At 66.2% G+C, this 15,276-nt stretch carries 14 protein-coding genes; 5 read left to right on the forward strand and 9 right to left on the reverse strand.

Going from position 1 to position 15,276, the window contains the following annotated elements; genetic code table 11:
• Positions 1 to 12: 12 nt before the first annotated feature.
• On the reverse strand, positions 13 to 648 hold the full coding sequence (locus tag ACIGII_RS02615; RefSeq protein ID WP_399634883.1) for a glutathione S-transferase family protein: 636 nt from the start codon (positions 646 to 648) through the stop codon (positions 13 to 15).
• 145 nt (positions 649 to 793) lie between these two features.
• Complete coding sequence (locus ACIGII_RS02620) at positions 794 to 2,311, reverse strand: fumarate hydratase (RefSeq protein ID WP_399634884.1); 1,518 nt, start codon at positions 2,309 to 2,311, stop codon at positions 794 to 796.
• Between the two features lie 212 nt (positions 2,312 to 2,523).
• Here ACIGII_RS02620 and ACIGII_RS02625 point away from each other — a divergent pair, with 212 nt between their 5' ends.
• Both ACIGII_RS02625 and ACIGII_RS02630 read left to right on the forward strand, forming a co-directional pair.
• Positions 2,524 to 4,395, forward strand: coding sequence for an ABC transporter ATP-binding protein (locus ACIGII_RS02625; protein WP_399634887.1), 1,872 nt, complete (start codon positions 2,524 to 2,526; stop codon positions 4,393 to 4,395).
• A 95-nt stretch (positions 4,396 to 4,490) separates the two neighbouring features.
• Positions 4,491 to 5,270: a ferredoxin--NADP reductase gene (locus tag ACIGII_RS02630; RefSeq protein ID WP_399634888.1), complete on the forward strand. Its 780-nt coding sequence runs from the start codon at positions 4,491 to 4,493 to the stop codon at positions 5,268 to 5,270.
• 53 nt (positions 5,271 to 5,323) lie between these two features.
• Here ACIGII_RS02630 and ACIGII_RS02635 read toward each other — a convergent pair whose 3' ends face one another.
• Positions 5,324 to 5,806 carry a glutathione peroxidase gene (locus ACIGII_RS02635; protein ID WP_399634890.1) on the reverse strand — a complete coding sequence of 161 codons (483 nt, stop codon included), beginning with the start codon at positions 5,804 to 5,806 and terminating at the stop codon, positions 5,324 to 5,326.
• Positions 5,807 to 5,934: 128 nt separating this feature from the next.
• Between ACIGII_RS02635 and ACIGII_RS02640 the strand changes: the two genes are divergently transcribed.
• Entirely contained in the window at positions 5,935 to 8,100 is a 2,166-nt protein-coding gene (locus ACIGII_RS02640) for a M3 family metallopeptidase (RefSeq protein ID WP_399634893.1), read from the forward strand.
• Between the two features lie 99 nt (positions 8,101 to 8,199).
• Here ACIGII_RS02640 and cfa read toward each other — a convergent pair whose 3' ends face one another.
• The 3 genes from cfa to ACIGII_RS02655 are packed head-to-tail and all read right to left on the reverse strand — an operon-like array spanning position 8,200 to position 10,555.
• The gene (gene cfa / locus ACIGII_RS02645) at positions 8,200 to 9,318 is read right to left on the reverse strand and encodes a cyclopropane fatty acyl phospholipid synthase (protein ID WP_399634895.1); all 1,119 of its coding nucleotides are present in this window, start codon (positions 9,316 to 9,318) and stop codon (positions 8,200 to 8,202) included.
• A gap of 12 nt (positions 9,319 to 9,330) precedes the next feature.
• Positions 9,331 to 10,191: a DUF3298 and DUF4163 domain-containing protein gene (locus tag ACIGII_RS02650; RefSeq protein ID WP_399634897.1), complete on the reverse strand. Its 861-nt coding sequence runs from the start codon at positions 10,189 to 10,191 to the stop codon at positions 9,331 to 9,333.
• A gap of 58 nt (positions 10,192 to 10,249) precedes the next feature.
• Complete coding sequence (locus tag ACIGII_RS02655; RefSeq protein WP_399634900.1) at positions 10,250 to 10,555, reverse strand: GNAT family N-acetyltransferase; 306 nt, start codon at positions 10,553 to 10,555, stop codon at positions 10,250 to 10,252.
• A gap of 307 nt (positions 10,556 to 10,862) precedes the next feature.
• On the opposite strand from ACIGII_RS02655, the gene ACIGII_RS02660 reads away from it, so the two are divergent.
• Positions 10,863 to 11,039: a hypothetical protein gene (locus ACIGII_RS02660; RefSeq protein WP_399634903.1), complete on the forward strand. Its 177-nt coding sequence runs from the start codon at positions 10,863 to 10,865 to the stop codon at positions 11,037 to 11,039.
• A gap of 283 nt (positions 11,040 to 11,322) precedes the next feature.
• On the opposite strand, the gene ACIGII_RS02665 is transcribed toward ACIGII_RS02660, so the two are convergent.
• Together ACIGII_RS02665 and ACIGII_RS02670 are read right to left on the reverse strand one after the other, a co-directional pair.
• Positions 11,323 to 11,946, reverse strand: coding sequence for a rhomboid family intramembrane serine protease (locus ACIGII_RS02665; RefSeq protein WP_399634906.1), 624 nt, complete (start codon positions 11,944 to 11,946; stop codon positions 11,323 to 11,325).
• Between the two features lie 8 nt (positions 11,947 to 11,954).
• On the reverse strand, positions 11,955 to 13,517 hold the full coding sequence (locus tag ACIGII_RS02670) for an oligopeptide:H+ symporter (protein ID WP_399634908.1): 1,563 nt from the start codon (positions 13,515 to 13,517) through the stop codon (positions 11,955 to 11,957).
• 221 nt (positions 13,518 to 13,738) lie between these two features.
• Between ACIGII_RS02670 and ACIGII_RS02675 the strand changes: the two genes are divergently transcribed.
• Positions 13,739 to 14,527, forward strand: coding sequence for an endonuclease/exonuclease/phosphatase family protein (locus ACIGII_RS02675; protein WP_399634911.1), 789 nt, complete (start codon positions 13,739 to 13,741; stop codon positions 14,525 to 14,527).
• A 64-nt stretch (positions 14,528 to 14,591) separates the two neighbouring features.
• Here the strand turns inward: ACIGII_RS02675 and ACIGII_RS02680 are convergent, their stop codons facing one another.
• Positions 14,592 to 15,203, reverse strand: a complete 612-nt coding sequence (locus ACIGII_RS02680) for a superoxide dismutase (RefSeq protein WP_399634913.1) — start codon at positions 15,201 to 15,203, stop codon at positions 14,592 to 14,594.
• Between the last annotated feature and the right edge of the window lie 73 nt (positions 15,204 to 15,276).

A 15,276-nucleotide genomic window follows, 5' to 3' on the forward strand; every position in this document is an offset into this window, starting at 1 on the left:
GGTAGCGCCCTCTCAGGCCCAGTCGGTGATGCCTTCGCGGCGATAGACCTCGGCGAACGCCGGGCGCGCTTTCATGCGCCCGGCGTAGGCCTTCAGTTCCGGCCAGGTGTCGCTGGGCACGGGCATGTTGCGTGACCAGCGCATCAGCATCACCAGCATGAAATCCACCACGCTGACGTGGTCGCCCAGCGCGTACGGGCCGCCCTGCTGCAGGTGCCCGGCGAAACGTGCCCACGCCGCTTCCAGCTGTTGCCGCGCACTGTCGCGTACCGCAGCCACGTTCGCAGCCCCGGCCACCTCGTCGGCGTAGAACCACGCACGGTACGCCGGCTGCAGGGTGTTGGCGCACCAGAACATCCAGCGATAGGCCTGCGCGCGCGCCTGCGTCCCCGGCGCCGGCAGCAATCCCGCCTGCGGGTGAAGATCGGCCAGGTGCAGCGCGATGGCCGCCGCCTCGGTCAGGACCTGGCCGTCGATCACCAGCGTGGGCACGCGGCCGGCCGGGTTCAGCGCCAGGTAGTCGGCCGACTTCTGTTCGCGGGTCGCGAAATCGAGCAGGACCAGCGCGTGCTCGATGTCCAGTTCGATCAGCAGCCAGTGCACCACCAGCGAGGCGGTGCTGCTGGCCCCATACAAAGTAACGCCCATGCCCGGCTCCCGATTCCAGAAGCCGAAGATTATGCGCCCGCCAGCCCGCTTCCGCCTCGACGACCAGGAGCCCCCTTGTTGTTCAAGGGGGCGCGGCGACAGCCGCGGGGATAAGGTGGAATGCTCCCCCTGGTGGTTGGGGCCGTCAGGCCACAACCACAGGGATCTTGCCGATGCGGGCCTGCCATTCGCGCGGGCCGGTGGTGTGTACCGATTCACCGGTGGAATCGACCGCCACGGTCACCGGCATGTCCTGCACGGTGAACTCGTAGATCGCTTCCATGCCCAGGTCGGCGAAGCCCACCACCTTGGCGGCCTTGATCGCCTTGGACACCAGGTAGGCCGAGCCGCCCACCGCCATCAGGTAAGCCGACTTGTTGTCACGGATCGCCTCGATCGCGGCCGGGCCACGCTCGGCCTTGCCGACCATGCCCAGCAGGCCGGTCTGCTCCAGCACCTGGCGGGTGAACTTGTCCATGCGGGTCGCGGTGGTCGGACCGGCCGGCCCTACGACTTCGTCGCGTACCGGATCGACCGGGCCCACGTAATAGATGAAACGCCCCTTGAGGTCGACCGGCAGCGGCTCGCCCTTGTTGAGCATGTCCACCATGCGCTTGTGCGCAGCATCGCGGCCGGTGAGCAGCTTGCCGTTGAGCAGCAGGGTCTGGCCCGGCTTCCAGCTGGCCACGTCTTCCGGGGTGATGCTGTCCAGGTCGACCCGGGTGCCCTTGGAGGCGTCGTAGGTGATCTGCGGCCAGTCTTCCAGCGACGGCGGGTCCAGCATTACCGGGCCGCTGCCGTCCAGGGTGAAGTGGGCGTGGCGGGTGGCGGCGCAGTTGGGAATCATCGCCACCGGCAGGTTGGCGGCGTGGGTCGGGAAGTCCTTGACCTTGATGTCCAGCACCGTGGTCAGGCCACCCAGGCCCTGTGCGCCGATGCCCAGCGCGTTGACCTTGTCGTACAGCTCCAGGCGCAGTTCTTCGGCGCGGTTGGAGGCGCCCCGGGCCTTGAGTTCGTTGATGTCGATCGGCTCCATCAGCGATTCCTTGGCCAGCAGCATCGCCTTTTCAGCAGTGCCGCCGATGCCGATGCCGAGCATGCCCGGCGGGCACCAGCCGGCGCCCATGGTCGGCACGGTCTTGAGCACCCAGTCGACGATGGAGTCGGACGGGTTGAGCATGGCGAACTTGCTCTTGGCTTCGGAACCGCCGCCCTTGGCCGCCACGATCACGTCCACGGTGTCGCCCGGCACGATCTTCATGTTGACCACGCCCGGGGTGTTGTCCTTCGTATTGACGCGCTTGCCGGCCGGATCGGCCAGCACCGAGGCGCGCAGCTTGTTGTCCGGGTGGTTGTACGCCCGGCGCACGCCTTCATTGGCCATGTCTTCCAGGCTCATGGTGGCGTCGTCCCAACGCACGTTCATCCCCACCTCCAGGAACACGGTGACGATGCCGGTGTCCTGGCAGATCGGCCGGTGGCCTTCGGCGCACATGCGGGAATTGATCAGGATCTGGGCCATCGCCTCCTTCGCCGCCGGCGATTCCTCGCGCTCGTAGGCGGCGGCAAGGCTCTTGATGTAATCGACCGGGTGGTAGTACGAGATGTACTGCAGCGCGTCGGCGATGGACTGGATGAGGTCTTCCTGCTTGATCGATGTCACGTAATGCTCGCTTGCTCGGGGGCTGGCGGGGGGTAAGCCCACCATTTTAGCGCCCCGGCCCGACGGTGGTGGGAATCACTCCCGACAACGGCGCCGGGCCCTGTGGCGGGCACCTGCCGGTGGCCGGGCCGGCTGAGGCTGGGCCGGCGTGTGCCGCCGTCGCGCGTGGTACCCACCGGACACTCACGTCCAGCACGGGCACAATGTTGGCCATGCCTGCCTCCCCCGCCGCCGGCGCTTCCGGCCCGAAGAATCCCAGCCTGCGCGAGCGCTTCCAGGCAATGCGCAACCTGCCCCCGTTCCTGCGCCAGGTCTGGCAGACCAGTCCGGCACTGGCCAGCGCCAGCCTGGGGCTGCGCGTCATCCGCGCGTTGCTGCCGGTGGCAATGCTGTACGTGGGCAAGCTCATCATCGATGCGGCGCTGCTGCTGAGCCGGCACGAGGCCGGCTTCCCGCCATTCGATGAAGCGCTGTACAGCGGCCTGCTCAATCCCCTGCTGGGCCTGCTGGCGCTGGAGTTCGGCCTGGCCATCGCCTCGGACCTGCTCGGCCGCATCGTCGCCTACGCCGACACCCTGCTCTCGGAGCTGTTCACCAACGTCACCAGCGTGCGCCTGATGGAACACGCGGCAGAGCTGGACCTGGAGGACTTCGAGGATCCGGACCTGCAGGACAAGCTGGACCGCGCCCGGCGCCAGACCATGGGCCGGATGAACCTGATGAGCCAGCTGTTCGGCCAGGTGCAGGACGCCATCACCGTCGCCAGCCTCGCCGTGGGCCTGCTGGTGTATGCGCCGTGGCTGATCCTGCTGCTGGCGGTGGCACTGGTGCCCGCCTTCATCGGCGAATCGCACTTCAACGCGGCCGGCTACAGCCTCAACTTCCAGTGGACCCCGGAGCGGCGGCAGCTGGACTACCTGCGCCAGATCGGCGCGAGCGTGGAGACCGCCAAGGAGGTGAAGATCTTCAACCTCCACCGCTTCCTGATCGACCGCTACCGGTTCCTGGCCGACAAGTTCTTCCGCGCCAACCGCGCGCTGGCGCGCAAACGCGCGTTCTGGGGCACCCTGCTGGCCGCCCTGGGCACGCTCGGCTACTACACCGCCTATGCCTACATCGCCTGGCGCACGGTGCGCGGCGACTTTTCCATCGGCGACCTCACCTTCCTGGCCGGCAGCTTCCTGCGCCTGCGCCAGCTGCTGGAAGGGCTGCTGATCGGTTTTTCGCAGGTGGCCAGCCAGGCGCTGTACCTGGACGACCTGTTCTCGTTCTTCCAGATCGAGCCGGAGATCCATTCGCGCCCCGACGCGGTCCCGGTGCCGCAGCCGATCACCCGCGGCTTCGTGTTCGAGAACGTCGGCTTCCAGTATCCCGACGCGGAAAGCTGGGCAGTGCGCCATCTCGATTTCGAGCTGCGCGCCGGCGAAGTGCTGGCCCTGGTCGGGGAGAACGGCGCGGGCAAGACCACGCTGGTGAAGCTGCTGGCGCGGCTGTACGACCCGGATGAGGGCCGGATCCTGCTCGATGGCCGGGACCTGCGCGACTACGACCTGGACGACCTGCGCGCCAACATGGGCGTGATCTTCCAGGACTTCGTGCGCTACAACCTCAGTGCCGGCGAGAACATCGGGGTAGGCCTGGTCGAGGCGATGACCGACGATGCGCGCATCCGCGACGCCGCGCGCCGTGGCATGGCCGAGGATGTGATCGCCGGCCTGCCGCAGGGCTACGAGCAGCTGATCGGGCGCCGGTTCAAGCAGGGCGTGGACCTGTCCGGCGGGCAGTGGCAGAAGATCGCCATCGCCCGCGCCTACATGCGCGACGCGCAGGTGATGATCCTGGATGAACCGACCGCCGCGCTGGATGCCCGTGCCGAGTTCGAGGTCTTCCAGCGCTTCAAGGAACTGTCGGACAACCGCACGGCCGTGCTGATTTCCCACCGGTTCTCGTCGGTCCGCATGGCCGACCGGATCCTGGTACTGGCCGGGGGCCGGATCGAGGCCAGCGGGACCCACGCCGAACTGATGGCGCAGGGCGGGCGCTATGCGGAGCTGTTCGAACTGCAGGCGGCCGGTTACCGCTGAAGCAGCCGGGCAGAACCCGCCTCACCCGGGTTCAATGAGAATTTATCTCATTTGAGATAAACTGAGCAGGACAACACAGATCAGACCCCACCCCCATGTCTTCCGCTTTCGGCGCCGAAACGGTGCTTGAGGTCCGTCACTGGACCGACGCCTACTTCAGCTTCACCACGACCCGCGACAGCGGTTTCCGCTTCGAGAACGGCCAGTTCGTGATGATCGGCCTGGAAACCGAGGCGCGCCCGCTGCTGCGCGCTTATTCCATCGCCAGCGCGAACTGGGAAGAAAATCTCGAGTTCTTCAGCATCAAGGTGCAGGACGGCCCGCTGACCTCGCGCCTGCAGCACATCAAGCCGGGCGACAAGGTGCTGGTCGGCAAAAAGCCCACCGGCACCCTGCTGATCAGCGACCTGCACCCGGGCAGGCACCTGTACCTGCTGGGCACCGGCACCGGCCTGGCGCCGTGGCTGTCGGTGATCAAGGACCCGGAAACCTACGAGCGCTTCGACAGGGTGATCCTGACCCACGGCGTGCGCTACGAAAAGGACCTGGCCTACCGCGACCTGTTCGAGAAGGAACTGCGCGAGCATGAGTTCCTGGGCGAGATGATCGGCGACAAGCTGCTGTACTACCCGGCGGTGACCCGCGAACCGTTCCCGAACCAGGGCCGGCTGACCTCGCTGATGGAAAGCGGCGAGATGCAGCGCACCCTGGGCCTGCCGGCGCTGAGCCCGGAAAACGACCGCGCGATGATCTGCGGCAGCCCGCAGATGCTGGCCGACCTGCGCAGCGTGCTGGACGCACGGGGTTTCCAGACCTCGCCGCGGATCGGCACGCCGGGGCATTACGTGTTCGAGCGCGCGTTCGTCGAGAAGTAACCGCCGCGGCATGTCGGACGCATCGCGTGGGACACGCCATGCGTGTCCAGCGCTCACCCCAACGCAGCCTCGATATCGCCGCGCAGGCTTTGCGGTTTGTCCGTGGGGGCGTAGCGTTCGAGCACCTTGCCATCGCGCCCGACCAGGAACTTGCTGAAGTTCCATTTGATCCCGCTCAGGCCGAGCAGCCCTGACTTCTCGGCCTTGAGCCACGCCCACAGCGGATGGGCGTTGCCGCCGTTGACGTCGATCTTCTCCGACAGCGGGAAGTCCACCTCGTAGGTCAGAGAACAGAAGCTGCGGATCTCACCGGCATCGCCCGGCTCCTGGTGGCCGAACTGGTCGCAGGGGAATCCGATCACCACCAGCCCACGCTCGCGATACTCGCGCCACAGCGCTTCCAGCCCTGCGTACTGCGGCGTGAAGCCGCACTTGCTGGCCACGTTCACCAGCAGCAGCGCCTTGCCCCGGTACTGGTCCAGCGCCTGCGGCTGGCCGTTGAGGTCCACGAACGAGAAATCGAAGGCGGTGGCCATGGAAGTACTCCGATGAGGGGTGGGGGTCATTGTAGAGCCGCCCTCCCCCTCGCACATGCCTTTCGACACAAGCCCGCGCCCCTCGGCCCGGGTTACGCTCGGGCACTTGTCTGACCGGAGATTACCCCTTGACCACCCGTCTTGCCCTTGCCGTCGCCGTGACCCTCGGCCTTGCCCTGCCCGCCTACTCCGCCGTGGCCGCCACCCCGGCCGCCAACGCTGCCCAGCAGGCCAACCCGTTCTTCGCCGACAGCCCGCTGCCGCTGCACTACCCGCAGTTCGACAAGATCAAGGACAGCGACTTCGCCCCCGCCTTCGACGCCGGCATGGCCCAGCAGCTGAAGGAAGTGGAGGCCATCGCCAACAACAAGGCCAAGCCGACCTTCGACAACACCCTCATCGCCCTGGAAAAGAGCGGTGACACCCTGGACCGCGCCACCACCGTGTTCTTCAGCCTGGTCGGCGCCGACACCAACGACGCGCGCAAGAAGCTGCAGGCCGACTACTCGGCGAAGTTCGCCGCGCACGGCGATGCGATCGCGCTGAACGGCAAACTGTTCGCCCGCATCCAGGCCCTGTATGACACCCGCACCCAGCTAGGGCTGGATGCCGAAGGCGTGCGCCTGGTCGAGAAGTACTACGAGAGCTACGTGCGCGCCGGCGCCAAGCTCAACGAGGCCGACAAGACCAAGCTCAAGGCGATGAATGCCGAGCTGGCCAACCTGGGCACCAAGTTCAGCCAGAATGTGCAGAACGAGGTCAACGCCTCGGCCGTCATCGTCGATGACGTCAAGCAGCTCGACGGCCTGTCGACCGAGCAGATCGCCGCCGCTGCCGAAGCCGCCAAGGCCCGCAAGCTGGACGGCAAGTACGTCATCGCCCTGCTCAACACCACCGGCCAGCCGCCGCTGACCAACCTGACCAACCGCGACCTGCGCAAGAAGATCTACGATGCTTCGGTCACCCGTGGCAGCCGCGGTGGCGAGTTCGACAACACCGCGCTGGTCGCGCGCATCATGCAGCTGCGCGCCGACAAGGCCAAGCTGATGGGCTTCGAAAACTTCGCCGCCTACAACCTGACCAACCAGACCGCCAAGACCCCCGAAGCGGTCAACGCGATGCTGGGCCAGCTGGCCCCGGCCGCGGTGGCCAACGCCAAGCGCGAAGCCGCCGACCTGCAGGCGATGATCGACAAGGAACAGAAGGCCGCCGGCAAGCCGACCTTCAAGCTTGAGGCGTGGGATTGGGCCTTCTACAGCGAGAAGGTGCGCCAGGCCAAGTACAACTTCGACGAATCCCAGCTCAAGCCGTACTTCGAGCTGAAGAACGTGCTGGAAAACGGCGTGTTCTTCGCCGCCAACCAGGAATACGGCCTGAGCTTCAAGCAGCGCACCGACCTGCCGGTGTACCACGACGACGTCACCGTGTACGACGTGTTCGATGCCGATGGCAGCCAGCTGGCGATCTTCATCTTCGACCCCTATGCCCGCGCGTCCAAGCGTGGCGGTGCATGGATGAACGCCTACGTGCAGCAGTCCGCACTGACCGGCTTCAAGCCGGTGGTGGCCAATCACCTCAACATTCCCAAGCCGCCGGCCGGCCAGCCGACCCTGCTGACCTGGGATGAAGTGACCACCACCTTCCACGAGTTCGGCCACGCCCTGCATGGCATGTTCTCGAACGTGAAGTACCCCTACTTCTCCGGCACCTCGGTGCCGCGCGACTTCGTCGAGTTCCCCTCGCAGGTCAACGAGATGTGGGCCGACAATCCGCTGATCCTGAAGAACTACGCCAAGGACTACCGCAACGGCACCGCCATGCCGCAGGCGCTGCTGGACAAGGTGCTGGCCGCAGCCAAGTTCAACCAGGGCTTTGCCACCACCGAATACCTGGGCGCCGCCATGCTGGACCAGCGCTGGCACCAGATCGGCCCGGACCAGGTGCCGGCCGCCAAGGACGTGATGGCCTTCGAGCGCGCGGCGCTGGAGAAGGACGGCATCTACTACGCACCGGTGCCGCCGCGCTACAGGACCCCGTACTTCAGCCACATCATGGGCGGCTACTCGGCCGGCTACTACGCCTACATCTGGTCGGAAGTGCTGGACGCCAACACCCAGAAGTGGTTCCGCGACAACGGCGGCCTGAGCCGCAAGAACGGCGACCACTTCCGCGCCACCCTGCTCTCCAAGGGCGGCAGCGTGGACGCGATGCAGCTGTTCCGCGATTTCGCCGGCCACGAGCCGCAGATCGAACCGCTGCTGGAAAAGCGTGGGCTGGTTCCGGAAAAGAAGTAACGCGCCTGTAAGTCAGAACCGCCCGGCAGATGCCGGGCGGTTTTTTTTCGTCAGCTTCATCGCGGACACGCATGGCCATGCCACACCGTTCGCGTGCGATCACCTCGGCGCGATATACCCGCCCGGCACGCCATGGGGCGACAGCACCAGCTGCCACAGCTGTGCGTGCCGGCAGCGGAAGCTGGCCATCGAGCCAGCCAGGTAGAAGCGCCACATGCTCTTGAAGCGTTCATCGTAACGTTGCGGGTCCAGCTGCGACCAGGCCGCTTCCACGTTGGCGCGCCACGCCTGCAGCGTGCGGTCGTAGTCCGGGCCGAAGCTGTGCCAGTCCTCCAGCACGAACAGGCCTTCGCATGCGGCGGTGATCTGCGCGGCCGACGGCAGCATCGAGTTGGGAAAGATGTAGCGCGCAATCCACGGATCGGTGCGGTGCCGCGAGAGATTGCTGCCGATGCTGTGCAGCAGGAACAGCCCGTCCGGTGCCAGGCAGCGTCGCGCCATCTCGAAGTAGCCGCGGTAGTTCTTGTCGCCGACGTGCTCGAACATGCCCACCGACAGGATCGCGTCGAAGCGCTCGTCCACCTCGTGGTAGTCCTGCAGGCGGATCTCGATCGGCAGCCCCGCGCACAGCTCGCGAGCGAAGTCGGCCTGCTCCTGAGAAATGGTGATACCGACGCCGGAGACGCCGTAGCGTTCGGCAGCGAACTTCAGTGCCTCGCCCCAGCCACAGCCGATGTCGAGCACGCGCTGGCCCGGGCGCAGCCCGAGCTTGCGGCAGATCAGGTCGAGCTTGGCCTCCTGTGCGCTGTCCAGGTCGCTGGCCTGCGCCCAGTACCCGCAACTGTACACCAGCCGCTTGCCGAGCATGGCGTGGTACAGGTCGTTGCCCAGGTCGTAGTGGCGGCGGCCGACCTCCAGGCTGCCGCCGCCGGCCTGCAGGTTGAACAGCCGCGCCTTGAGCGCATCGCCCAGTTCGCGCCAGCCGTGCACACGCTCATCCAGATGGGCCTGCATCAGGTGCAGGAGGAAGCCATCCAGTGATGGGGCGTCCCACTGCCCGTCCATGTAGCTCTCGCCCAGGCCCAGCGATCCCTGCGCGATGACGCGGGCATAGAAGTGGGGGTCGTGGACGCGGAGGTCGTGCGGACGCTCACCGCCAACGGTGACGTCCGCCTCGTGCAGCAACTCGATCACCCGCCGTTGCAGCCCCACGTCCACGGTTTCCCTCCACTAGCCCTTGGCGAACAACGGGGCATAGGCCGGCGCGACGTGCGGTGCCAGCACGGCGGCGGGCACGTCCACGGTCTGGGTCCCGTCCGAATACGGTCCCACCTGGTATGGCGGGAACACGAAGCGCACGGCGGTGATCAGCCCGTTCGCATCGGTCATTGGCTGGAACTGGCTGAAGTTGTCGGCGCTGGCCCCGGTGCCGTCGGCGATCATGCGGCTGGCGCTGCGCAGGGCCTCCTGCAGCTGGCCCGGCTCCATGTCTTCACTGCTCAACCGCGTGGCGACCCGCTCCTTGAGCTGGTCGGCGATGTAATCGCTGACCACCGCCCAGCCCTTGCCATCGGGCATCAGCTTGTCGGCGGTGAGCATGGTCTGGGTTTCAGGCAGCCACACGAAACGGGCGACCAGCGGTTCGCCGTGGGCACCGCCGGTATAGCGGCTGCCGTCGGCACTGATCACCACCAGCTGCGGGGTGTCCAGTACCTTCTCGAACGTCAGTGACAGCTCATACGGCATGGTCGGCTTGTCATTGCCCAGCCCGTCCACGGCCTGCTGCAGTTCTGCGCGGGCGGCCGTGGCGTAGTCCGACAGTGCCTTGGCAAGGCCGGGGTACCGATTGACATCCTGCGGATAGCTGATGCCCACCACCGCCTGCGGGGTATTTTCGATCACATCACGCAATGCCAATGGCGCCTCCACGGCAGCCTGCGGCGGGGTGGCGTCCGGCTGCGCCGCGGTGGCATCGGCGGCCGGTGCGGCAGCAGTGTCCGCCTCGCGCTTGCAGCCACCCAGCAGCACCAGCCCCACGGCCAACGCCAGCGCACCGGTCTGCAGCGCGCGGCGGTTTCCTGCGATGTTCATTGCTATCCCCTTGTTGAAACCCAGCATGATGATTCGTCGTCCGTGAAAAATCCGGTGACTACTCCGACACCAGCAGGTCCTGGTATTCGGTGTGACGCTCGAAGAACTGCTCGGCGTAGGCACACGCCGGCACCACCTTGAGCTTGTTGTCGCGTGCGTAGCGCAGGGCGACCTTGGTCAACTCCCCGGCGATGCCGCGCCCACCGATGGCATCGGGCACCTCGGTGTGGGTGATGACCATCCGCTTGCGCTTGATCTGGTAGTCCAGCAGGGCCAGATACCCCTGGACCTGGGCCTGGAAGCGGTGGCGGGCCAGATCGTGCTCGACCTCATACGCCAATCCGGGCGGGGTGACCGATGCCATGGGCGGTGTCTCCTGCGGCGACTGTCGCGATAGTGCGCAGCGCGACGCCATGATCGCGTGAAGCCTGAACAGGGGCAACAGGCGACGCGCAGGGTCACATGCCGCCCGCGCCCCCTGACGCTTGGGGGCCGATCTGACGAACGCGTCGCCACGCGCCCGATTGATGACCCGCCTCCGTACAGCGCTTCTTGCCTGCCACGGCTAAAGTCCGCCCGACTCAAGCCGATATGGATGACGGACAGGCGGCGAAAGCTGGCACGGCTTTTGCGACTCCTGACCGCCCCATCCGTGTCCCAAGGAGTGTCACATGGACCATGCACCCGACGTCACCCAGCCCGGCGACGCCGACAGCTCGCTGCTGGAAGGCTTGTTCCAGCTGGCGTTGAACGGCCAGACCCAGGGGTCGGAGTTCGACCTGATCGACCATGAGGTCTACACCCGCCTGCTCAGCACCTACGGTACCGACCAGCGCTTCGCAGCGTGATGGAGAGCGTCACGACCAACGGTCGTGACCTACCTCTGTCCTGCTTACCGGCTGCCCCGGTGCGTCACGACCCACGGTCGTGACCTACCCTGGTCTTGCTGCCCCGGTGCGTCACGACCAACGGTCGTGACCTACCCTGGTCTTGCTGCCCCGGTGCGTCACGACCAACGGTCGTGACCTACCTTGGTCTTGCTGCCCCGGTGCGTCACGACCCACGGTCGTGACCTACCTTGGTCTTGCCGCCCCGGTAGGTCACGACCGTTGGTCGTGACCGCTTTTCGCTTCAGCCGCCCAGGCTGAAGCGCGGGTTGCCCAGCTCGGCCAGGAAGTGCCCGAAGATCTCCGGGCGCATTGCCAGCATGAAGATCACCCCGAACGCGGCACCGGCCAGGTGCGCGCTGTGGTTGATGCGGTCACCGCCCCTGCGGTCCATCCAGATGCTGTAGCCGACGTAGAACGCGGCATAGATGATCGCCGGCGCCGGGATGAAGAACACGAAGATGATGGTCCACGGGCTGAGCAGGATGAAGGCGAACAGTACCGCCGACACCGCGCCCGAGGCCCCCAGGCTCATGTAGTTCGGGTTCTTCTGGTTCTTCAGGTAGCTGGGCAGGATCGACACCACCAGTGCGCCCAGGTAGAACGCCGGATACGTCAGGTAGCTGCCGGTCAGGCTGGCCATGACCCGCTCGATCTGCCCGCCGAAGAAGAACAGCGTGATCATGTTGAAGATCAGGTGCGACCAGTCGGCATGGATGAACCCGTAGGTCACCAGGCGGTCGTACTGGCGTTTGCGGTCAACCGCCGGCGGCCACAGGATCAGGCGGTCGGCCAGCGCACGGTTGTTGAACGCCATCCACGACACCAGGGCGGTAATGGCGATCAGCAGCAGATTCACGGGGGTCATGGCAGTACTCAGGCAGCGCGGTAGTTGTCGACCATACGATAGCGCTTGGCATACCAACCGAAGGCCAACGCGGCGACAAAGGCGAACCCGGCGAAGAAGAACATCAGGAACGCGGCTTCGCTGAGACCGGTACTGGCGATCTGGTGGGTCACCGTGTCGTTGCGCACCGCCGCGTTGGACAGCAGCACCCACAGGTTGCCGATGGTGGTGGTGAGATTCCAGAAACTCATCACCACGCCCTTCATCGCCTGCGGCGCCTGGCTGTAGGCGAACTCCAGCCCGGTGGCCGAAACCAGCACCTCACCGAAGGTGAGCAGTGCGTACGGCAGCATCTGCCAGAAGATGGACATGACGTTGCCGCCGTCCATCATCACCTGGATGCCGCCGACCACGACCCAGGCCAGGCCGCTGAAGGCGATACCGGCGGTCATGCGGCGCAGCGCGGTGGGCTCGAAGCCGAACCGGCGCAGCGTCGGGTACAGCACCAGGTTGTTGAACGGAATCAGGATCATCACCAGCAGCGGGTTCAACGCCTGCATCTGCGAGGCCGTGAACCACGACGGCATGGCCATCTGCTGGCCCTGCAGCACCCAAGTCGACGCCTTCTGGTCGAACAGCGAGAAGAACGGGGTGGTCAGCGCGAAGATCACCAGCACGCGCAGCACCGAACGCACGCCTTCCACGGCCTCGGCCGGGTGCACGGCGCGGGCGCGGTCGAGCTGGATCCAGGTCCCGCCGCCCACGCCGACCAGCACCAGCACCAGCGCGATGCACAGGCAGATCACGATGCCCAGGCTGCCTACCAGGCCCATCGAGGCCACCGCCAGCACCGCACCGAGGATGGCCAGGGTGCGGCCCGGACGGCCCTTGCCCGGCACCTGTGCCGACAGCGCGGTCCGCACCACGTTGCCGAACGAATGCGGGTCCTTGGGCGGCAGCGGCACCAGCACGTAGCGCTTGCGCCCCAGCCAGAACACGAAGGTGGCCACGAACATCAGGATGCCCGGAATGCCGAACGCCCACTGCGGGCCAAGGTTCTTCAGCGCCAGCGGGATGAGCAGCGAGGCGAACAGCGAGCCGAAGTTGATGATCCAGTAGAACGCGTCGAACACGATCTTGGCCAGGTGCTTGTTGCTCTGGTCGAACTGGTCACCCATGAACGAGGCCACCAGCGGCTTGATGCCGCCGGCGCCAAGCGCGATCAGGCCCAGGCCCAGGAAAAAGCCTTCGCGGCTGTTCTCGAACAGCGCCAGGCAGGCGTGGCCGGCGCAGTAGATCAGGCTGAACCAGAGGATGGTGTGGTACTTGCCGAAGAACTTGTCGGCCAGCCAGCCGCCGAGCAGCGGGAAGAAATACACGCCGATCATGAAGCTGTGCATGATGTCCTTGGCCTCGCCGGCCCGGCCATCGGCGGTGATCTCCTGCAGCAGCAGCGAGGTGATCAGGAACTGCACCAGGATGTTGCGCATCCCATAGAAGCTGAAACGCTCGCAGGCCTCATTGCCGATGATGTACGGAATCTGGCGCGGCATCTTTCCCTTGCCAGCGCTGGCGGCTGCGGTCGTGCTCATTCTATGGGGCTGTCCTGCGGGTTCAAAGGCCGCAAGGTTACCGGAAGGACCCCGGCCGCGCACGCTGCGGCCGGACGTGACAAGTCCGCGGCGCAATGGCAGGCGTCTGAAAACCCTTGATCGAAGTCACGGCGCGTCGACGGCCCAAGCGTAAACTTATCGTTATGCGCCTCCTCCCCACGGTTGTCGCAGGACACTGGCACGGCTGGCTCCTGCTCCTGATGTTGACCGCCCCCGCACTGTCGGCTGATGCCCGGCAGAGCGAGGCGCCGCCGCGCCTGCTGAAGATCGCGACGCTGGAGCTGCCGGTCGCCGACGACGCCCAGTGGGAACAGCGCCGCGACCAGCTGCTGCAGGTGCTGGAAGGCCTGCAACCGGACGTGATCGCGGTGCACCGGGTACTCCAGACCCGCGGCGGCAACCCGGCCTGCTGGCTGGCCACGCGGCTGCGTTACAGCTGCGACTTCATCACCGCCGATCCGCCCAGCCAGCCGCTGCGCCATGGCAGCGCCATGCTGAGCCGGCTGCCGGTGGCCGAGGACGGGGTCACCCTGCTCCATCCGCCGGGCCAGTTCAGTGCGGCCGGCCTGCTGCGGGTGAAGCTGCAGGAGGAACTGGTCAACGTGTACGTGGCACGGCTGCGCCCGGACCCCGACGAAGCCCTGGTGCGCCAGCACCAGACCAGCGACCTGATGACCTGGATCGGCGCGACCTCCGACGGCCTGCCCTCGCTGATCGCCGGGGACTTTTCCGCCGATACCGATGAACTGGTACGCAGTTCGCCCGGCTTCCAGCCGGCCCGCAAGAATCCTGGCGAACGCGTGGATCCGCCCTCGCTGGCCGGCATCGCCAGCGGCCATGGGCTGGATGTGCTGTTCCAGGTCAGCCATTTCGCCGGGCAGGGCCTGACGCCGCTGAAACTGCCTGCCGTGGAAGGCACCGACCTGGGCGCGATGCGCCTGGGCATCCTGGCGACCCTGCGCCTGCAGGGTGACGCGCAGGCACGGTAGTGCGACAAACGAAAAGGCCAGGCGTTTCCGCCTGGCCTTTTCGATGTCCAGCCTGCCCGTGCAATCAGGCAATGGCGTCCTGGTAACGGCGCTCGACTTCCTTCCAGTCAACCACGTTGAAGAACGCGCCGATGTACTCCGGGCGACGGTTCTGGTACTTCAGGTAGTACGCGTGCTCCCACACGTCCAGGCCCAGGATCGGCGTATTGCCTTCCATCAGCGGGCTGTCCTGGTTGCCGGTGCTTTCCACCACCAGCTTCTTGTCCGGGGTGACGCTCAGCCAGGCCCAGCCACTGCCGAAGCGGGTCAGCGCGGCCTTGGTGAAGGCGTCCTTAAACGCGTCGAAACCGCCCAGCTGCGCGTCGATGGCCTGGGCCACGTCGCCGACCGGGGCGCCACCAGCGCTGGGCGCCATCACCGTCCAGAACAGCGAGTGGTTGGCGTGGCCGCCACCGTTGTTGCGGACCGGGCCCTGCAGGTTTTCCGGCAGCGACTTGAGCTTCTTCACCAGCTCTTCGACCGGCAGGTCGGCGTATTCGGTGCCTTCCAGCGCTGCGTTGACGTTGTTGATGTAGGTCTGGTGGTGCTTGGTGTGATGGATTTCCATCGTCGCCGCGTCGATATGCGGCTCAAGCGCGTCGTACGCGTAGGACAGCTTGGGGAGGGTATAGGCCATGTGGATCTCCTGGTAGCTCACTCGCCCGGCGAAGACCGGGCGTTGCGAAGTCGATGATGGGGATGGCCACCAA

This window comes from Stenotrophomonas sp. NPDC077420, from assembly GCF_044543385.1.
In the GTDB taxonomy this organism is placed as follows: Bacteria; Pseudomonadota; Gammaproteobacteria; order Xanthomonadales; family Xanthomonadaceae; genus Stenotrophomonas.